This window comes from Bacillus sp. A260 (genome assembly GCF_009861435.1).
GTDB lineage: Bacteria > Bacillota > Bacilli > Bacillales > Bacillaceae_G > Bacillus_A > Bacillus_A cereus.
Genome location: NZ_CP046398.1, coordinates 3,656,836 through 3,677,995 on the forward strand (window position 1 = coordinate 3,656,836; position 21,160 = coordinate 3,677,995).

The following is a 21,160-nucleotide window of genomic DNA, read 5'->3' on the forward strand; positions in this document are numbered from 1 at the left end:
CGCTTCTTTGACTATCGACGTAAGCCAAGCTTTGTGATTAATTCACGGTAACGTGTGATATCGCTATTACGAAGGTAAGTTAGTAAGTTACGACGTTTACCAACCATCTTTAATAGACCACGACGTGAATGATGATCTTTCTTGTGAGTACGTAAGTGCTCGTTTAGAGTGTTAATTTGCTCCGTTAGGACAGCAATTTGAACCTCTGGAGAACCAGTATCAGTCTCATGAGTTCTAAATTGTGCAATGATTTCATTTTTACGTTCTTGTGTTAAAGCCATCCTATTTCACCTCCTATTAATTAAACCCCCAATTACCTAGCAAGCGTCGGTGAGTCGCAATGCCAAGCAATGGTTGTCATAAAGTACATAACATAGAATACTACTTTTCATTTGAAAAAGCAAGTATATTCTTTTCGCTCATAAAATATTCTTGTGCTGTTTTCTTATCTTTTGCGATTTGTTCAACTAACTCATCAATACCGTTGAATTTCTTTTCTGCTCTTATACGCATATGCCACTCTACTGTAACATTTTGATCGTATATATCTTTGTTAAATTCAAATAAGTGCACTTCAATTGATAATTGACGCTCATCTTCTTTAAAAGTCGGTTTATATCCAATATTACATACACCATCGTACCATTCATCGTGAACTTTTAATCTCACTGCATAAACACCTACAGGTGGCAATAAATACTCATCACTTAAACCTACATTAGCTGTCGGGAAACCAATTTGACGCCCACGTTTGTCGCCGTGTATAACTGTTCCCGCTACAGTATAGGCTCTACCTAAAATAGATGGAATTTGCTCCATTTCGCCATTTCGAATTAACTTTCGTAATGCTGTAGAACTTACTTTCTCTTCTTGAAATTCAACTTTTTCAATCACAGTCTGTGTAAACTCCCCTCTTGCATGAAATGGTAAAGTCTCCATCTTTCCTTTTCCTAAACGTCCATATGAATAATCAAACCCTGCTACTACATGCTTTACATTTAAACCAATAATATAATCATCTACAAATTGTTGCGGTAATAACCCTGCAAATGATTCATCAAATTTAATCACATATAATATATCGATTCCTAAGCTTTCGACTATTTTTTCTTTATCACGCATTGGTGTAATATACTCCACATGCGCATCCTTTTTCCCTAAAACAACAGATGGATGAGGATGAAATGTCATAACTGCACTTTTATATCCTCGTTCGTCCGCTATTTTTTTCGCAGTTCGAATTACACATTGATGTCCTAAATGAATGCCATCAAAAAATCCTAATGCCATTACAGTAGGTGGTAATTCTAATTTATTTTGTTCATGTGGATGAGTTAAATGAATAAGTTTCACGCTTGAATTCACCTTTTTCTGTAATAATCCTTCCAATAATTCATTATAGCTTTAGTTCTTGATTATTCACAAGTACTTTCATCGGCTTTAACATGCCAGGATGTTTCGGATGATGTTCATAAATTGCTAAGCAACGATCATTTTTATCAAACACTGTAATAAATGGTGCTGTTATTTCTAATTCATTCTTTAAGAACATACCATTCTTTATTTTCTCTGCTTGCTTTTCATCTACAACCATTTTTGGAAACTTACTTAATGCTTCATCAATTGAAATGAAGATAGACTCTACTGTTCCATTTTGCACGTTTTCTTCAATTTCTTCAAATGATATGCAATCTTCTAATAAAAATTCACCAGATGCCGTTCTTACAAGGTGAGACATATGTGATGGGAAACCAAGTTTCTCCCCGATCATTACAGCTAACGTTCTTACATATGTTCCTTTACTACACGTTACACGGAAACGGAATGAAATATTTTCTCCTTCAAAAACTTCACGATCATCAAGTAATACGAATTCATGAATTGTAATTGTACGAACTGGACGTTCCACCTCTTGTCCTGCTCTTGCATATTCATATAATTTTTTCCCGTTTACTTTTACAGCCGAGAACATTGGTGGCATTTGTTCAATCGTGCCTGTTAATTCCGCAAGGACTTTCTCTACTTCCATACGAGTAATAGTACGATCTACATTTTTCGTTTCAACAACCTCACCAGAAGCGTCTTCAGTTGTCGTTGAAAACCCTAATGTTACTTCACCTTCATATGTTTTCGTTTCACTTGTTAAAAATTGTGCAATTTTCGTTGCTCTTCCAACGCAAATTGGTAATACTCCTGTTACATCTGGATCTAATGTTCCCGTATGACCAATTCTCTTTTCTCGCAATATCTTTCTTAATTTAAATACACAATCATGTGATGTCATGCCTTTTGGCTTATGTAATAATACTACACCTTCCATATATGTTCACCTCATCATAATTCTTTCGTATTAAATATCCAAAACTTATTTTGCATTGAAAAAATGGATAGACAAATGTCTATCCATTATTCTTCACGTTTACCGTCTTTATTAATTTCATGTAAAAGTGTATCAATTCGATGACCATATCCGATAGACTCATCAAACTCAAAGGTAATTTCCGGTGTTTTACGAAGACGAATACGTTGGCCAATTTCTGAACGAATAAAGCCTTTTGCCTTCGCTAAACCTTTTAAAGTATTTTCTTTCTGTTCTTCGTCACCTAAAACAGAAATATATACTTTAGCAATTTGTAAATCACCACTCACTTGTACATCTGTTACTGTAACAAATCCAATACGTGGGTCTTTAATTTTACGACTGATAATATCGCCTAATTCTTTTTTCATTTGCTCGCCCACACGGTTCGCACGTAATTTCATAACTCTTCACCTCATTCAATACCATTCCAAATGTGTTATTGTACGTTCAATTTCAGGAAATGAATCGATGTACTCAAGTACACGATTCATTTCTTTTTCACAGATAACACGATTTGAGGATACGGAAACAATTGCAATTTCTGTACGTTGCCATACATCTTGGTGCCCAACTTCAGAAACAGCTACATTATAGCGCTGTTTCACACGAGTTAACACACGTTGTAAAATTGCACGTTTCTCTTTTAAAGAATGCACATCGTAAATCATACACTCGAATGAGAGTGAAGCGATAATCATCGCTTCACTTCTTCCATAATGTACGCTTCAATGATGTCCCCTTCTTTAAGATCATTATATCTCTCAATTGTAATACCACACTCATAGTTTTGTGCAACTTCTTTTACGTCGTCTTTGAAACGTTTTAACGTATCAAGTTGTCCTTCGAAAATTACTACGCCGTCACGGATAATACGTACGCCACTATCACGCGTAATTTTACCGTCTGTTACATAACAACCTGCGATTGTTCCAACTTTTGTTACTTTAAACGTTTGACGAACTTCTGCTTGACCGATTACTTTTTCTTCGAATTCTGGATCAAGCATACCTTGCATCGCTGCTTCAATCTCTTCGATTACTTTATAAATAATACGGTGTAAACGAATATCAACGTTCTCTAATTCAGCTGTACGCTTCGCGTTCACATCTGGACGTACGTTAAATCCAATTACAATTGCATTAGATGCAGAAGCTAAAATGATATCAGATTCTGTAATCGCACCTACACCAGTGTGAATGATTTTAACTTTTACGCCTTCAACATCAATTTTACGAAGTGATGCTGCCATCGCTTCAACAGAACCTTGTACGTCTGCTTTTACGATTAAGTTAATTTCTTTTACATCGCCCTCTTGGATTTGTTGGAATAAATCTTCAAGGCTTAATTTAGATTTCTCACCACGTTGTGCAACTAACGCTTCTTGTGCACGTGATTCACCAATTTGACGAGCTTTCTTCTCATCAGCGAATGCCATGAAACGATCTCCAGCCTGTGGTACTTCGTTTAAACCAGTAATTTCAACAGGAGTTGATGGACCAGCAACTTTTACACGACGACCAATATCACTTACCATTGCACGAACACGTCCGAATGAAGTTCCAACAACGATTGGATCTCCAACTCGAAGCGTACCGTTTTGAACAAGTAATGTCGCGATAGTTCCTTTACCTTTATCAAGCTGTGCTTCGATTACTGTACCAGTTGCATAGCGGTTTGGATTTGCTTTGTATTCTTCTACTTCACTTACAAGAAGGATCATTTCTAGTAAGTTGTCAATGCCTTCGCCTTGAATTGCAGAAATTGGTACGAAAATAGTATCTCCGCCCCAAGCTTCTGGAACTAATTCATATTCTGTTAGTTCTTGCATTACGCGATCAGGGTTTGCAGCTGGTTTATCCATTTTATTCACAGCAACAATAATTGGTACTCCTGCTGCCTTCGCATGGTTAATTGCTTCAACCGTTTGTGGCATAACACCGTCATCCGCTGCAACAACAAGGATTGTAATATCCGTTACTTGTGCACCACGAGCACGCATCGTTGTAAATGCTGCGTGACCAGGTGTATCTAAGAATGTAATCTTCTTATCGTTTACTTCAACTTGATATGCACCGATATGCTGAGTAATTCCACCCGCTTCGCCTGCAGTTACTTTTGAGTTACGAATAGAATCCAGTAATGTTGTTTTACCGTGGTCAACGTGTCCCATGATTGTAACTACAGCTGGACGTTCTTTTAAGTTCTCTTCATCATCTTGCTCATCAATGAATGTTTCAAACTCAGTCTCGCTCACAATTACTTCTTCTTCTACTTCAATACCGTAGTCGTTAGCAATTAACTCAATTGTATCTTTATCCAAGTCTTGGTTAATTGTTGCCATAATTCCAAGCATGAAGAGCTTCTTAATAATTTCAGATGGCTCTTTGCTTAATTTTTTAGCAAGATCTCCTACTGTAAGGCTTCCAGAGAAAGTAATTTTATCTGGTGTTTCTACAATTTGAGTTTGTTGTCTACCAGCAAAGTTCTCTTGACGTTTGTCTTCGTTTCCTTTGCCTTTTTTCTTTTTCTTATTGCTGTTCTTTTTACTGCGAACAACTTTTTCTTCTACTTCAAACTCATCTGCAACAGAAGGTTTTTCAGTTTGATATTCATTATCTAATTTATTTACTACTTCATCGTCTAACATTGTCATATGATTCGAAACCTCGATATTCATTTCTTTTAGTTTTGTCATAAGATCTTTACTTGAGATATTATGTTTTTTTGCATATTCATGCACTCGAATTTTACTCATACCTTCACCCCCGGTAATTTGTATCGAGCATGCTACGCAGCTTTTTCGCAAAGCCTTCATCTAACACAGCTACAACGACTCGCTCATCTCTCCCAATCGCATGCCCTAATTGTTGTCGATTTTCGACCTTTCTCATTGGTACGTTGTAGTACGTAGTTTTATCTGTGATGCGTTTTGTAGTATTTACTGACGCATCTTCAGATAGCAATACAAGTTTTGCTTTGCCACTTCGTACTTCTTTTAAAACGAGTTCTTCACCCGAAATAATTTTCCGAGCCCGGTTTGCTAGTCCTAAAAACGATTTCCAATCGGACACTTATTTCGACTCCTTCTCAACAAGCTCAAGAAGCTCTTCATATAAAGAACCGTCGATTTTCGCTTTTAGATGATGTTCCAAAACATTTTTCTTTTGAGCTTGAAGAATGCTCTCCTTGTCCTTCGACAAGTAAGCACCTCGTCCTGATTTTTTCCCAGTTAAATCAATGGACACTTCTCCCTCTTTGGAACGAACAATGCGAACGAGCTCTCGTTTTGATTTCATTTCTTGCGTTGCAACACATTTTCGTAACGGAACTTTTCGATTGCTCATACTCATCACCTCTATTCGATTTCGTCTTCCACTGAATCGAATCCAAATGCGATTACGCTATCTTCTTCTGTTACAATACCAAGTTGTTTCGCATCAGACTCACTCTTAATGTCAATTTTCCAGCCTGTTAATTTAGCTGCAAGACGTGCATTTTGTCCACGCTTACCGATAGCTAATGATAACTGGTGGTCTGGAACAACTACTGTTGTCGCTTTTTCTTCTTCATCTACAAGTACTTTAACAACTTGTGATGGGCTTAATGCATTTGCAACATATTCAACTGGATCATTTGACCAGCGAACGATGTCAATTTTTTCACCTTTTAATTCGTCTACAATGCGTTGTACACGTTGCCCTTTTGGTCCTACACAAGAACCAACTGGATCAACATCAGTGTTCTCTGCATATACAGAGATCTTAGAGCGATCGCCAGCTTCACGTGCTACAGAACGAATTTCTACAGTTCCATCATAGATTTCAGGAACTTCCATTTCGAATAAACGTTTTAAAAGACCAGGATGTGTACGTGATACGTAAATTTGTGGTCCTTTTGTCGTTTTTTCTACTTTCGTAATGAATACGCGAATACGATCATGTGGTTTGTATTGCTCATTAGGCATTTGCTCACTTACAGGTAATAAAGCTTCTACTTTTCCTAAGCTTACATAGATGAAACGAGCATCTTGACGTTGTACAATACCTACCATAATATCTTCTTCACGATCACTAAACTCAGAGTAAATAACACCGCGCTCTGCTTCACGCACTCGTTGTGTTACAACTTGTTTTGCAGTTTGTGCTGCAATACGACCAAAGTCTTTTGGTGTTACTTCAATTTCTAGTACGTCACCATCTTGGTAGTTTGGATTAATTTGTCTTGCTTCCTCTACAGAAATTTCAAGACGTGGATCAAACACATTGTCTACTACGTCTTTACGTGCTAAAACTTGAATTGTTCCCACTTCTGGGTTAAAGCTCACACGAACGTTTTGTGCTTGATTAAAATTGCGCTTATAAGCAGAGATTAAAGCTGCTTCAATCGCATCAATAATAATGTCTTTGCTAATGCCTTTTTCAGATTCTAATACGAGCAAAGCATCTAATAACTCAGTGCTCATGAAGATCCCCCTTCTAACTAAAACGTAACAGCAAGTCGCGCATTTGCGACTTTATCCATCGAAATTTGGATTTCTTTTTTACGTGTTTTAATTGTTAATAATAATGTTATTGTTGTACCATCGTAAGAAAGCAGTTTTCCTTCAAACATCTTTTCACCATCAATCGGCTCATATGTTTTAATTGCCACTTGTTTTCCTACCGCTTGCTGGAAGTCTTTTTCTTTCTTTAATGGGCGTTCCGCTCCAGGAGATGATACATCCAAAAAGTAAAGATGAGGAATTGGATCCTCTTTATCTAAAGCTTCGCTTAAACGTTCACTTACCGCACCGCATTCTTCAATGTCGACTCCCTTTTCAGAATCGATGAATACGCGTAAGAACCAGTCTTGTCCTTCTTTCACATACTCTACATCTACAAGTTCAAGATTTAACTCTTCAACGATCGGCTGCGCAAATGCTTCTACAACTTCTGTGACTTTCTTATCCATAAACAGCCTCCTTCCTGCCGTCATGTACCATTTAAAAGAAGAAGACCCCGCCAATTTAAAAACGGTCTATCTTATTCTTTCTCGTTAGCTAACAAAAGCCCCTGCTGTTCAGCAGGGATTATCTGTCTTAGTATTACCAAATTTAAGAAGTAAAACTTGTAACAAAATATGTATATACGACAGAAATCTTTTACCTATCTACGTAGATAAAACATAGATAGTAACACGAAAGAGTGGGTTTCCCCACTCTTTTCTTTACACAATATACATGACATGGTTATCTCGGTTAATAGTATATCATAGGAAATGTTGATTTGCAAAGACTTTTCCTACCTACTAGAACAGTGATAACTGGTTTTGATCTGGTAAGTCTCCTAAACAACCTTGGCTATCTAAATACTCAATAATTGTTTTCGAAACCTTACTTCGCTGTTGCAAGTCTTCTTTTGATAAGAAGTCTCCATTTTTACGTGCTTCTACAATACTTAAAGCTGCGTTTGTGCCAAGACCAGGTACTGCATTAAATGGAGGGATTAATGTATCTCCATCAATAATAAATTCTGTTGCATGTGAGCGGTATAAATCCACCTTTTGGAATGAGTATCCACGCTCACACATTTCAAGTGTCATTTCTAGTACCGTTAATAAACTCTTCTCTTTCGGCGCAGCATCGAGTCCCTTTTGAGCAATTTCATCAATTCTTGCACGTATAGATGCTGAACCTTTCGCCATTGCCTCTACATCAAAATCATCTGCACGAACTGTAAAATATGCGGCATAGAATAACAGTGCAAAATGTACTTTAAAGTATGCGATACGTACAGCCATAAGTACGTAAGCAGCCGCATGGGCTTTAGGGAACATGTATTTAATCTTCTTACATGAATCAATATACCAACCTGGTACATTATTATTTTTCATGTCTTCTTCCCATTCTTCCGGTACACCTTTACCTTTACGAACCGACTCCATGATTTTGAAGGCTAATGATGGATCTAGACCTTGATAGATTAAATATACCATGATGTCATCACGACAACCGATAACTTCGCTCAGCGTACATGTACCGTTATAAATTAACTCGTTTGCATTACCAAGCCATACGTCGGTACCATGTGATAGTCCAGAAATTTGGACTAACTCTGAGAATGTCGTCGGTTTTGTCTCTTCTAACATCTGTCTTACGAATTTTGTACCAAACTCTGGTATACCAAGTGTACCTGTTTTACAGTTAATTTGTTCTTCCGTTACCCCTAACGATTCTGGACCAGAGAAAATTTTCATTACTTCTGGATCATCCGTTGGGATTGTTTTCGGATCAATACCACTTAAATCTTGTAACATACGAATAACGGTCGGATCATCGTGTCCTAGTATATCAAGTTTCAATAAATTATCATGAATCGAGTGGAAATCAAAATGCGTTGTTCTCCATTCAGCACCAATTGAATCAGCTGGATACTGTATTGGTGAGAAATCAAAGATATCCATGTAATCTGGCACAACGATAATACCGCCTGGATGCTGTCCTGTTGTACGTTTTACACCGGTACACCCTGCTACTAAGCGATCAATCTCTGCATTTCGAATCGTTAAGTTATGATCATTTGCATAACCTTTTACATATCCGTAAGCAGTTTTTTCCGCAACTGTACCAATCGTTCCTGCACGATATACATAGTCTTCACCGAACAGTACTTTCGTATAGTTATGGGCACGTGGTTGGTATTCCCCGGAGAAGTTCAAATCGATATCGGGTACCTTATCTCCTTTAAATCCAAGGAATGTTTCGAACGGAATGTCATGTCCATCTTTTACATATGGAATATTACAAGCAGGACATTCTTTATCTGGTAAGTCAAAACCAGAGCCTACAGAACCATCATTAAAGAATTCTGATTGCTTACACTTCGGACATACATAGTGTGGTGGTAATGGGTTTACTTCTGTAATTTCCATCATCGTTGCAACAAATGATGATCCTACCGATCCACGCGAACCTACTAGATATCCGTCTACTAACGATTTTTTCACAAGCTTATGTGAAATTAAATAAATTACGGCGAATCCATGCCCAATAATACTTTTTAATTCTTTTTCTAAACGTGCTTCTACAATTTCCGGTAGCTCTTCACCATAAATGCTACGCGCCATTTTATAACTCATATCACGCGTTTCATCATCAGCACCTTCAATTTTCGGTGTGTATAAATCGTCTTTTACTGGATGCACATCACCAATTAATGACGCAATCTTTTGTGTATTTGTTACAACAACTTCTTTCGCTTTATCTTCACCTAAGAATGAAAAACATTCTAACATTTCATCAGTTGTACGGAAATGTACTGGCGGTAATGAATGTCGATTTAACGGATTGGCTCCGCCCTGCGAACTGACTAAAATTTTACGATACATTGCATCCTCAGGGTCTAAATAATGCACGTTTCCTGTAGCAACAACTGGTTTATCTAACGTCTCACCTAGTTTTACTAAGTTAGAAATAATTGTTTTTAATTGACCTTCGTCTCGAACAAGTTCACGTTCTACTAAATGACGCAACACCTCTGGAGGCATTACTTCAATGTAATCATAGAACTGGGCAATTTCTTCTACCTCTTCAGGTGCCTTTTGCATCATTGCCTCGAAAACTTCACCTTTATCACAAGCCGTTCCTACTAAAATTCCTTCACGGTATTTTTTTAATAGTGACCTCGGCACACGTGGTACACGGTAAAAGTAATTAAGGTGAGAATATGAAACAAGTTTATATAAATTTTTCAATCCAACATCTGATGTGGCAAGTAACGTCATATGACTTGGACGGCCACGCTTATACGCATCCCCTTGTCCCATGCTATCATTTAATTGATCGTGATATTCAAATCCCTTTTCAATTACGTCTTTCAACATTTTCACAAGTAAATATCCCGTCGCTTCTGTATCATAAATCGCACGGTGATGTTGTGTTAATTCAATATCAAGTTTTTTACACATCGTATTTAATCGATGATTTTTCATTTCTGGGAATAAGAATCGTGCAAGTTCTAACGTATCAATAACGGGGTTATTCGTTTTTTCTAGTCCAGCCTTTTTAAAACCTACGTTAATAAAGCCCATATCAAAGCTCGCATTATGGGCAACAAGTGTATGGTCGCCCATCCATTCCTCAAACTTTTTAAACACTTCGTCCACTTCAGGTGCATCAGTTAACATATCATCTGTAATACCTGTTAATTCAATGATCGTCGCCGATAATGGTTGATGCGGATTTGCAAAAGATTCAAAGCGGTCAATAATTTCGCCACCCTTTACTTTTACAGCAGCCAACTCAATAACTGTATCGTATACAGCTGATAAACCTGTCGTCTCAACGTCGAAAACAACATACGTTTCCTCTGCAAGTAAACGATGCGCTTCGTTATATGCTATCGGTACACCATCATTAACTAAATTTGCTTCTACACCATATATAACTTTAACTCCAGCCTTCTTCCCCGCAGAATACGCCTCTGGGAAAGACTGAGCCACGGCATGGTCTGTAACCGCAATAGCCTCATGTCCCCATTTACCAGCTTGAGCAACAAGCTTAGAAACTGGAGTGACAGCGTCCATTTGACTCATCGGAGTATGGAGATGCAGCTCTACTCGTTTTTCGCCTTCTGGTGCTTTATCTTTACGAGACGGTCCTGTGATTTCATTAATATCATTTGCAATCATTACTAAATCTCGAACGAATGTATCGTTTTGAACAGAACCACGCGCTTTCACCCACATTCCTTTTTTCAAGGATTGCAGCATTGGAATATCTTCTTTGTCACGCGAGAACATTTTGATCATAATAGAATCCGTATAATCCGTTATTTTTAAAGTTAATAACGTACGTCCACTACGAAGCTCTTTTGTTTCTACATGGAAGACATATCCTTGAACCGTTTTTCTTCTTTCTTCATCTTGAATTTCTCGCATCGGTGTAATCTCTTCATCTGGCTTAATAAGATACCCGAGTGTAATCGGTCCTTCATACACAACGCTGCTTTCTTCAGCTTGCTTCTTCGCCATTTCTTCCATAGCTTGTATAACACGCTCGCGGTCTTCTTGCTGCGTTTGTTCACGAAACTTTTGCATTTCTTCTGTATTTTGCTGTATATGTGTGTCTAACTGAAAACGCGGGAATCCAAAAACTTCGTATTGATCCCCTACTGGTTTCGCAACGTTTTTCTTTAAAGCAGTAGACTCCAACTCGTTATTCACATTTATTAGCAACTTCACTCCATTCACCTGTGGAAGCTGCTTCTTTAAGTATGCGAACATAGGTGAAAATGTAATTCGTTCCGTACAAAGCGGCCAATACGCCCTCACTTCTTCTTCTGTAAATTGTTTATTCTCTGTTTCTAATGCAAATGTTGTTCTTGCAATATGAGAAAATGATTGCTTAAGCTTTGTTTCTAGCAATTCATATAATTCTGTAGGCAAAATACGTGGCACTTGTAAATCAAAATGCCAACTTTTATTCGCTTTATCAATAACGAGCCTTTCAATACCACCGCCTTGTAAATATTGATTTATAAGGTCGTCTGGTATTTGCAACTGCTGGAGCAAAATTTGAAATCGCTCTTGTTGTTCATTTGTTAAAGACATAAGCACTCTCCTTCCATTTGCTATTATAAATTGAAACGTACCACAAAGAAAGATTTCTCACCTCTTCTTTTACAAAATACGTTTACAAAGAAAGAGAAGGTACCCCATTACGAGGTACCTCTTCTTATTTTAAAATATTTGCAATATATGTTTGAAGTTCTTCTACTTTTACTTCTTCAGACTCACCTGTAGCACGTACTTTCACTTCTACAATACCTTCGTCTGCTTTTTTACCAACTGTAACACGAACTGGAAGACCAAATAAATCTGCATCTGCAAATTTAACACCTGCACGTTCTGCACGATCGTCTAATAACACTTCATAGCCTTGTTCTTGTAATGAGTTGTAGATATTTTCACCCATTTCACGTTGTGCATCCGATTTCATATTTACTGGAATTACATGCACATGGAACGGTGCTACAGCTTTTGGCCAAACTAAGCCGTTCTCATCGTTAAACTGCTCTGCAATTGCTGCCACTGTACGAGATACCCCGATACCGTAACAACCCATAATAAGTGGTTGTGTTTTTCCGTTTTCATCCAGGAATGTTGCGTTCATTGCTTCACTATAACGAGTTCCTAATTTGAATACATGACCAACTTCAATTCCGCGTGCAAAAAGAATTGTTCCGTTTCCATCTGGAGATTGGTCTCCTTCTTGGATGAAGCGTAAATCTGTATATTGACTTACTTTAAAGTCACGTTCTGGATTTACATTTACATAATGGAATCCTTCTTCATTCGCTCCTGAACATCCGTTAACAATTGATGCTACAGCATGATCAGCAATAATTTCGATATCACCTGTTACATTAATCGGTCCTAATGAACCAACTTCACAATTTAATAATGCTTTTACTTCTTCATGAGAAGCAAGCTCAACAACTGAAGCGCCGTATACATTTTTCACTTTCACATCGTTTACTTCGTGATCACCACGAACAAGTACCACTACTAATTTCTCATCTACTTTAAACACCATAGACTTAATGCACTTGTCAGCTGCAATGTTTAAGAATGCGGATACTTCTTCAATTGCTTTTTGGTCTGGTGTTGCTACTTTTTCAAGTGCTTTTTCTGCTTCGTCACTCTTCGTATACGTAGCTACAACAGGAGCCATTTCGATGTTTGCTGCATAATCAGATGTGTCAGAGTATGCAATTGTATCTTCACCAACATCAGATAATACCATAAATTCATGTGTATCTTTTCCGCCCATTGCTCCAGAATCAGCAATAACTGCACGGAAATTCAAGCCACAGCGAGCAAAAATGTTAGAGTATGCTTTATATAAACGATCGTATACTTCATCTAAGCTCTCTTGTGTAGCATGGAAAGAGTATGCATCTTTCATTAGAAACTCTCTTCCACGTAATAAGCCGAAACGAGGTCTTTGCTCATCACGGAATTTTGTTTGAATTTGGTATAATGTTAACGGTAATTTTTTATATGATTTCACTTCATCACGCACAAGATCCGTAATTACTTCCTCATGTGTCGCTCCTAATGCGAATTCACGAGCATTACGATCTTTCATACGCATTAATTCAGATCCGTAAGAATACCAACGACCTGATTCTTGCCATAATTCCGCAGCTTGCATAGCTGGCATTAATAATTCTACAGCTCCTGCGCGCTCCATTTCTTCTCGAACGATACGTTCTACTTTGTGTAATACTTTTAATCCAAATGGTAGAAAGCTATAAATACCAGAAGCATTTTGACGCATAAAACCTGCACGAAGTAATAGCTGATGACTCTTAATTTCAGCATCAGCTGGAACTTCACGTAATGTAGGACTGAATACCATACTTTGTTTCATTTATTTGCACCTCTTCATTTTACTCTTACACGCAGTAAAACCCCTCACCTCGAGTTAGGTGAGGGATTTTATTCTACGAGCTCTATTTCATTATAAGTTTCACTTTATTTTACAAGAAAAACTTACGAATGTCATTCCAAGTTACAACTAACATAAGTAACATTAATAATGCAAAACCAATAAAGTGAACCATTCCTTCTTTTTGGCGATCAATTGGTTTCCCTCGTAACGCTTCAATTAAGAAGAAGAATAAACGGCCACCATCTAAAGCAGGAACTGGTAATAAATTAAATAAACCAAGATTAATGCTTAGAACTGCAGCTAAACTTAGTACACGCGTAAACCCATAATCTACAACTTGATCTGTTAGATTATAAATTCCTACTGGACCTGATAACTCATTAATAGAAAATTGACCAGTTACTAATTTAACAAGAGATTCAAAAATTAGTTTCGTCCATTGGTACGTTTGTTCAAATCCTGATTTAATAGAACCCATTACTGTTTTCTCTACAGGAGAATACACACCGATTCTACCAACTTCGTCTTTTCCTTCTTTATCGAGTGTTGGCGTTACTTTCACATTAAACTGTTCATTATCACGCTTTACTTGTAACGTAATTTCTTTATTTGGGTTTTCACGTACAATAGTAACAACATCTTTCCATGTACTTGTGTTTTTCCCATCAATAGCTTGAATTGTATCATTCTCTTTCAATCCAGCTTGCTGTGCTGCACTGTTATCCATCACTTTTCCGACCATTGGTTTGTCAATAGGAACCCCTTGTACAAATCCAAGAATCACAAAAATAACAAATGCTAAAATGAAGTTCATTGCAGGACCCGCAAAGATTGTTAAAGCGCGTTGCCCTAGTTTTTTCGAGCCAAATTGTCTATTATACGGAGCAATTTGAATTTCTTCCCCCGCAGTAATAATACGAGCCTTTTCATTCACTCGGAATGTTTGAAGCTCTTCCTCGTACTCTTCATAGCCCGAAATTGTTAAATTATGCTCCAAATCAGCTTGTTCGACTTCAATAACACGAACATTTGGATACTTTTCATATCCATCAAAAACTAATTTCACAACTTCGTCTTTTTCATTTAATACAAGGCCAACCTTTTTCCCAGGCTTTAACTCAACTGTGTCCGCATCCTCGCCGGCCATTCTTACATAGCCACCAAGGGGCAGTAATCGAATCGTATACACCGTTTCATTCTTTTCAAATGAGAATATTTTCGGACCAAAACCAATCGCAAACTCGCGGCATAAAATACCTGCTCTTTTTGCGAAATATAGATGCCCTAGCTCATGGAAAAATACGAGTGCACCGAAAATTAATATAAAGGCAATCGCTGTATTCAATTCCATAACCACCTTTGCTAAATTTGTTCCATCACAAACCGTCTTGTGGCCGCATCAATTTCCAAAATTTCCTCTAAGCTCGGTCGTGCAATGACATTGTGATGGTTCATTGCTTTTTCAATGAGGTCTTCCACTGTTAAGAAACCAATTCTCTTTTGTAAAAAGGCTTCAACAGCTACTTCATTCGCTGCGTTCATTACAGCTGGCATACTTCCACCTGCTTTTCCAGCTTCATACGCAAAACGTAAACAACGGAATCGTTCTTGGTCCATTTTCTCAAAATGCAACGTCCCTATTTCCCATAAGTTTAACTGTTTTGTGTCTGAAAGAGGCAATCTATCAGGATATGTAAGTGCGTATTGAATTGGTACTCGCATATCAGGTGAACCAAGCTGCGCCATTACACTACGATCTTCAAATTCAACCATAGAATGGATAATACTTTCTTTATGTAAAACAACATCGATTTGCTCATAAGGGATACCAAAAAGCCAATGTGCTTCAATTACTTCTAGTCCCTTATTCATCATTGTAGCAGAATCAATTGTAATTTTCGAACCCATTGACCAGTTTGGATGTCGAAGCGCATCTTCTACGGTCACATGATGCAATTCATCCCTCGTTTTATCACGGAAACTTCCACCAGAAGCCGTTATAATAAGACGAGAAATTCTTTTTTCATTTTCACCATTCAAGCACTGAAAAATAGCCGAATGTTCACTATCTACTGGAAGTAACGAAACATTATGTTTTCGTGCTGCTTCCATTACAAGATGTCCTGCAGTTACTAACGTTTCTTTATTTGCAATTCCAATTGTTTTTTTCGCCTCAATTGCACGAAGTGTTGGTAACAACCCTACGCTACCTACAACAGCATTTACTACAATCTCCGCATCTGGATGTAATGCTACTTCTAAAAGTCCTTCACTACCATATACAATTTTTGTATTACCAGAAACAGATTGTAATTTTAAAACATCTTCCTCTCTTTGCACAGAGACGATTTGCGGAGAAAATTCTTGAATTACCTTTACTGCGTAGTCAATATTTTTCCCTACAGAAAAAGCAACGAGACGGAATTGGTCTGGGTGCGAGCGTAATACATCTAAAGTTTGTGTACCAATTGATCCGCTTGCACCTAATAAACTAATGTTTTTCATGACTCCAACCCCTCGTTCATTTATTAATTGTATTGTAATAAGAAGTAGAGAATTGGTAAAACGAATAACCAACTATCTGTTCGGTCTAATATACCACCATGCCCAGGTAAAATTGTACCTGAATCCTTTACGCCATAATGACGTTTAAAAGCAGATTGTACTAAATCACCAATTTGTCCAAAAATAGAAATGATAATTGTCAGCACAATTAAAATTACTACATTCGATTCGACTGGGAAGAACACGTTGTAAACAAGTGCCACAATAATTCCACAAACGATACCGCCTAATGAACCTTCAATCGTTTTATTCGGACTAATTTCTGGCCACAATTTTCTCTTGCCCAATGCTTTTCCTACGAAATATGCGCCTGAATCAGTAGCCCATATAACAAATAATGCGCAAAATACATATTTAATTCCTAATATTCTCGTTTCATTTAAATATAAGAATCCCATTGCCACATATGTCGTTGCCATCAGTAAAAATGAAGCATTATCAAAAGTAAATGTATTCTTAGAAAGGACTGTATATGATAAAAGTAATAAAACAATCACAAATGTGATTTCCAATTTACCTAATCCAATCCATGTAAACAGTTCTGATGCACTACTTGGAATTAAAAGAATCCACAATAATACTGCAGCTAAAACTGTCGGTACTGAAATAAGCGTAAGCTTATTCATACGAATTAATTCATATAAACCTATAGAAGCAAGTGCATACACTAAAACCGTAAAAGGCACGCCACCGTATATTACGATGGGAATGAATAGCGCGGCAGCAACCACTCCAGTAATAATTCTCTGTTTCACTATCAAACCCTCTCTTTCTACACGCCTCCGAATCTGCGCCCTCTATGTTGAAAGTCAGTAATCGCATTTAGCAAATGTTCTTCTTTGAAGTCTGGCCAATACACGTCTGTAAACCAAAACTCCGAATATGCAATTTGCCATAACATGAAATTACTAATACGTAGCTCTCCGCTTGTTCGGATTAACAACTCTGGATCAGGTAAAGAACTCGTCATTAAGTAGGAGGAAAGCATTTCTTCACTTACCTCTTCAGAACGAATTTTTCCTTCCTCATTATCTTTCATCATATGTTGCACAGCAGAAACGATTTCATCTCGACTTCCATAGTTTAACGCGAAATTAAGAATTAATCCCGTATTCTCTTTCGTATCTTCCATGGCTTTCTCCATCGCTCTGCGTGTATGCGTAGGAAGACGATCTTTTTGCCCTATTACTCGGACTTGTACGTTTTCTTCAATCAATTCTGGTAAAAATGTACCTAGAAATTCTTCTGGAAGCTTCATTAAATAATCAACTTCCTTTTTCGGTCTTTTCCAGTTCTCAGTTGAAAAAGCATAGAGAGTTAACACTTTCACATTAAGTTTACTTGCAAATTTTGTAATTTTCTTTACAACTTGCATACCTTCATGATGTCCCGCAATACGAGGCATTGCTCTCCTCTTTGCCCATCTTCCATTCCCATCCATAATGATGGCAATATGTTCTGGGATATATCCTTTTTTCACTTCTTCAACGAGATGATCAAACGATGTGTCCTTTTTACCTTTAAAAAAAGGAAAGTTTTTAAACATCATTCATACCCTCCAGCAAGCAGACGTATGCCTAAAAGTGTAAAAAGACCCCCTTAAGAAGAGGGTCATATTTGCGAAGTTATCGCTATTACACTTCCATGATTTCTTTTTCTTTGTTTTTTGCGATTTCGTCAACTTTTGCAATATATTTATCTGTTTCTTTTTGGATATCTTCAGTATATCCTCTTAAATCATCTTCTGTAATCTCGCCAGCTTTTTCAAGCTTCTTAAGATCATCATTTCCGTCACGACGTACGTTACGAACAGCAACTTTTGCTTCTTCAGCATATTTTTTCACAACTTTTACAAGATCACGACGACGCTCTTCTGTTAGTGCAGGGAATGCAATACGAATTACAGTTCCATCATTAGAAGGGTTTAAGCCTAAATCTGCTTTTAAAATTGCTTTTTCAATATCACCGATAGAAGTTTTATCATAAGGTTGAATTACTAGTAAACGCGCTTCTGGAACTGTAATGTTCGCTAATTGCACAACTGGTGTTGGTGCACCATAGTAATCAACTTGTACCTTATCTAATACAGACGCGTTTGCACGACCAGCACGAACTGTTGCTAATTCACGAGAATAAGCAGCAACTGCTTTTTCCATTTTTTCATTTGAAGACTTCAATACTTGTTGTCCCATATTTATTTCCCCCTTACCACTGTTCCGATATTTTCGCCTAAAACGGCACGTTTAATATTACCTTTTTCCATAACTGAGAATACAATTAGTGGAATATCATTATCCATACATAGAGAAGAAGCTGTAGAATCCATTACACCTAAACCTTCTTTTAATACATCTAAGTAAGTAAGCGTTTCGTATTTTGTAGCTGTTGGATCAATAGATGGGTCCGCATTATATACACCATCTACATTGTTTTTCGCCATTAAAATTACATCTGCTTCAATTTCTGCCGCACGTAATGCTGCTGTTGTATCTGTAGAGAAGTATGGGTTACCTGTACCTGCTGCAAAGATAACAACACGTTTTTTCTCTAAGTGACGAACTGCTTTACGACGAATGTAAGGTTCTGCAACTTGACGCATCTCAATTGAAGTTTGTACACGAGTTTGAATTCCGATATTCTCCAAGCTATCTTGAAGAGCTAATGAATTCATAACTGTCGCTAACATGCCCATGTAATCTGCCCCTGCACGATCCATGCCCATTTCACTTCCAATTTTTCCACGCCAAATGTTACCGCCACCAACAACAACAGCAACCTCTACATCAAGTTCTGCAATTTCTTTTACTTGTTCCGCAACTGACTTAATAACAGTTGGGTTAATTCCAAATCCTTGCTCTCCAGCTAAAGCTTCTCCACTTAGCTTTAAAACGACACGATTATATTTCGGTTTACTCATAATGAACCTCCAATTGCTTACATCTTTATTTTAAAAAAGGGAACACAATGTGTTCCCTAATCTGTATTAGTTACTACCTTTTACTTGGTTCATTACTTCTTCAGCAAAGTTGTCTTCGCGTTTTTCGATACCTTCACCAACAGCGTAGCGAACGAATCCTTTTAATGTTCCGCCTTTAGACTCAACGAACTGACGAACTTTCATATCAGGGTTTTTAACGAATGCTTGGTCAAGTAAGCAAATCTCTTCGAAGAATTTGCCTAGACGGCCTTCAACCATTTTCGCAACGATTTTCTCAGGCTTGCCTTCGTTTAATGCTTGTTGTGTTAATACTTGACGCTCATGCTCAACTTCTTCAGCTGTTACAGCATCGCGGTCGATGTATTTAGGGTTAACTGCAGCGATGTGCATTGCAACATCTTTAGCAGCAGCTTCATCAGTAGAACCTTCAAGAACTGTTAATACACCAATGCGTCCACCCATGTGTAGGTAAGCGCCGAATGCATCTGCATCAGTTTTTGATACGATTTCGAAACGACGAAGTGTAAGTTTTTCACCAATTTTAGCGATTGCTTCGTTGATGTGCTCTTCAACTTTTTTACCGTTTTCCATTGTTTGAGCCATAGCTTCTTCAACGTTAGCTGGTTTGTTAGTTAATAAGTGAGCAGCTAATTCTTTAATTAGTGTTTGGAAACCTTCGTTTTTCGCAACGAAATCAGTTTCAGAGTTTAATTCTAAGATTAAAGCGTCGTTACCGTTTGTTTCGATGAAAGTTAAACCTTCAGCAGCAATGCGGTCTGCTTTTTTAGCAGCTTTCGCAATACCTTTTTCACGTAAGAAGTCAATTGCCTTCTCCATGTCGCCATTAGTTTCTGTTAAAGCTTTTTTGCAGTCCATCATACCTGCGCCAGTTTTTTCACGTAATTCTTTTACCATTTGAGCAGTGATTGCCATACTTTTCATCCTCCTAAAATATGTATTTATACCTTTTATAAAGGTGTTTATACCTTAAAAAAGGTGATAAAAGGCCGAACCCCTTATCACCTTTCCAACTTTGTTACGCAGTAACAGTTTCTTCACCTTGTTTTGCTTCAAGGATCGCGTCTGCCATTTTAGATGTAAGAAGTTTTACAGCACGAATTGCATCATCATTTGCTGGGATAACGTGATCGATTTCGTCTGGATCACAGTTTGTATCAACGATACCGATGATTGGAATGTGTAATTTGCGTGCTTCAGCAACTGCAATACGCTCTTTACGAGGGTCTACTACGAATAATGCACTTGGAAGACCTTTCATATCTTTAATACCGCCTAAGAATTTCTCAAGACGCTCTAACTCTTTTTTAAGTTGAACAACTTCTTTCTTAGGAAGTACTTCGAAAGTACCATCTTCTTGCATTCTTTCGATGTCTTTAAGACGCTTGATACGCTTTTGGATTGTTTGGAAGTTTGTTAAAGTTCCACCTAACCAACGTTGGTTAACGAAGTACATACCAGCACGAGTTGCTTCTTCTTTAATAGCTTCTTGTGCTTGTTTTTTAGTACCTACGAATAAGATGTCTCCGCCTTCAGCAGCGATGTCGCGCATCGTTCTGTAAGCTTCCTCAACTTTTTTCACAGTTTTTTGTAAGTCGATGATGTAGATACCGTTACGCTCTGTGAAAATGTAACGCTTCATTTTTGGGTTCCAACGACGAGTTTGATGTCCGAAATGAACACCAGCTTCAAGCAATTGCTTCATAGAAATTACTGACATAATATAGTTCCTCCTAAATGGTTTTTGATATCCTCCGTTTACTTCATCTCTAAGCGAAACTACAAACGTAGCACCAACACTTAAATCAGTAAACGTGTGTACTTTGTACTGACACCACTGCTT

Annotated in this window: 20 protein-coding genes; all 20 read right to left on the reverse strand. The window is 37.6% G+C overall.

Annotated features, from left to right (window positions below; genetic code table 11):
- Window positions 1-11 precede the first annotated feature (11 nt).
- Window positions 12-281 carry a 30S ribosomal protein S15 gene (rpsO, locus tag GD442_RS18300; RefSeq protein ID WP_001229392.1) on the reverse strand — a complete coding sequence of 90 codons (270 nt, stop codon included), beginning with the start codon at window positions 279-281 and terminating at the stop codon, window positions 12-14.
- A gap of 100 nt (window positions 282-381) precedes the next feature.
- Entirely contained in the window at window positions 382-1,353 is a 972-nt protein-coding gene (gene ribF, locus GD442_RS18305; protein WP_000766706.1) for a bifunctional riboflavin kinase/FAD synthetase, read from the reverse strand.
- A gap of 43 nt (window positions 1,354-1,396) precedes the next feature.
- On the reverse strand, window positions 1,397-2,320 hold the full coding sequence (gene truB, locus GD442_RS18310; RefSeq protein WP_000399352.1) for a tRNA pseudouridine(55) synthase TruB: 924 nt from the start codon (window positions 2,318-2,320) through the stop codon (window positions 1,397-1,399).
- Window positions 2,321-2,406: 86 nt separating this feature from the next.
- A complete protein-coding gene (gene rbfA, locus GD442_RS18315; protein WP_000776437.1) occupies window positions 2,407-2,763 on the reverse strand; it encodes a 30S ribosome-binding factor RbfA in 357 nt (118 codons plus the stop codon).
- A 15-nt stretch (window positions 2,764-2,778) separates the two neighbouring features.
- Window positions 2,779-3,060 (reverse strand): DUF503 domain-containing protein, encoded by a 282-nt coding sequence (locus tag GD442_RS18320; RefSeq protein ID WP_000582363.1) that lies wholly within the window; start codon window positions 3,058-3,060, stop codon window positions 2,779-2,781.
- Window positions 3,057-5,117, reverse strand: coding sequence for a translation initiation factor IF-2 (gene infB, locus GD442_RS18325; protein ID WP_000036343.1), 2,061 nt, complete (start codon window positions 5,115-5,117; stop codon window positions 3,057-3,059). Before infB ends, GD442_RS18320 begins: the two co-directional genes overlap by 4 nt.
- A 4-nt stretch (window positions 5,118-5,121) precedes the next feature.
- The gene (locus GD442_RS18330; RefSeq protein ID WP_001286523.1) at window positions 5,122-5,433 is read right to left on the reverse strand and encodes a YlxQ family RNA-binding protein; all 312 of its coding nucleotides are present in this window, start codon (window positions 5,431-5,433) and stop codon (window positions 5,122-5,124) included.
- On the reverse strand, window positions 5,434-5,706 hold the full coding sequence (rnpM, locus tag GD442_RS18335; RefSeq protein WP_000071127.1) for an RNase P modulator RnpM: 273 nt from the start codon (window positions 5,704-5,706) through the stop codon (window positions 5,434-5,436). It abuts the gene before it with no gap.
- An 11-nt stretch (window positions 5,707-5,717) separates the two neighbouring features.
- The gene (gene nusA / locus GD442_RS18340) at window positions 5,718-6,824 is read right to left on the reverse strand and encodes a transcription termination factor NusA (protein ID WP_000102604.1); all 1,107 of its coding nucleotides are present in this window, start codon (window positions 6,822-6,824) and stop codon (window positions 5,718-5,720) included.
- 17 nt (window positions 6,825-6,841) lie between these two features.
- On the reverse strand, window positions 6,842-7,312 hold the full coding sequence (gene rimP, locus GD442_RS18345; protein WP_000359096.1) for a ribosome maturation factor RimP: 471 nt from the start codon (window positions 7,310-7,312) through the stop codon (window positions 6,842-6,844).
- A gap of 336 nt (window positions 7,313-7,648) precedes the next feature.
- Entirely contained in the window at window positions 7,649-11,950 is a 4,302-nt protein-coding gene (locus tag GD442_RS18350) for a PolC-type DNA polymerase III (protein WP_000060005.1), read from the reverse strand.
- A gap of 124 nt (window positions 11,951-12,074) precedes the next feature.
- The gene (locus GD442_RS18355) at window positions 12,075-13,775 is read right to left on the reverse strand and encodes a proline--tRNA ligase (protein WP_000814299.1); all 1,701 of its coding nucleotides are present in this window, start codon (window positions 13,773-13,775) and stop codon (window positions 12,075-12,077) included.
- A gap of 109 nt (window positions 13,776-13,884) precedes the next feature.
- Entirely contained in the window at window positions 13,885-15,141 is a 1,257-nt protein-coding gene (gene rseP / locus GD442_RS18360; protein ID WP_001090243.1) for an RIP metalloprotease RseP, read from the reverse strand.
- A gap of 17 nt (window positions 15,142-15,158) precedes the next feature.
- On the reverse strand, window positions 15,159-16,301 hold the full coding sequence (gene dxr, locus GD442_RS18365; protein ID WP_000790373.1) for a 1-deoxy-D-xylulose-5-phosphate reductoisomerase: 1,143 nt from the start codon (window positions 16,299-16,301) through the stop codon (window positions 15,159-15,161).
- Between the two features lie 23 nt (window positions 16,302-16,324).
- Window positions 16,325-17,116, reverse strand: coding sequence for a phosphatidate cytidylyltransferase (gene cdsA, locus GD442_RS18370; RefSeq protein ID WP_000813592.1), 792 nt, complete (start codon window positions 17,114-17,116; stop codon window positions 16,325-16,327).
- 17 nt (window positions 17,117-17,133) lie between these two features.
- Window positions 17,134-17,910 (reverse strand): undecaprenyl pyrophosphate synthase, encoded by a 777-nt coding sequence (gene uppS / locus GD442_RS18375; RefSeq protein ID WP_000971296.1) that lies wholly within the window; start codon window positions 17,908-17,910, stop codon window positions 17,134-17,136.
- Between the two features lie 85 nt (window positions 17,911-17,995).
- A complete protein-coding gene (frr, locus tag GD442_RS18380) occupies window positions 17,996-18,553 on the reverse strand; it encodes a ribosome recycling factor (protein ID WP_000531501.1) in 558 nt (185 codons plus the stop codon).
- Between the two features lie 2 nt (window positions 18,554-18,555).
- On the reverse strand, window positions 18,556-19,278 hold the full coding sequence (gene pyrH, locus GD442_RS18385) for a UMP kinase (protein WP_000042668.1): 723 nt from the start codon (window positions 19,276-19,278) through the stop codon (window positions 18,556-18,558).
- Between the two features lie 66 nt (window positions 19,279-19,344).
- The gene (tsf, locus tag GD442_RS18390; protein WP_001018578.1) at window positions 19,345-20,232 is read right to left on the reverse strand and encodes a translation elongation factor Ts; all 888 of its coding nucleotides are present in this window, start codon (window positions 20,230-20,232) and stop codon (window positions 19,345-19,347) included.
- A gap of 103 nt (window positions 20,233-20,335) precedes the next feature.
- Window positions 20,336-21,037, reverse strand: coding sequence for a 30S ribosomal protein S2 (rpsB, locus tag GD442_RS18395; protein WP_000111485.1), 702 nt, complete (start codon window positions 21,035-21,037; stop codon window positions 20,336-20,338).
- Between the last annotated feature and the right edge of the window lie 123 nt (window positions 21,038-21,160).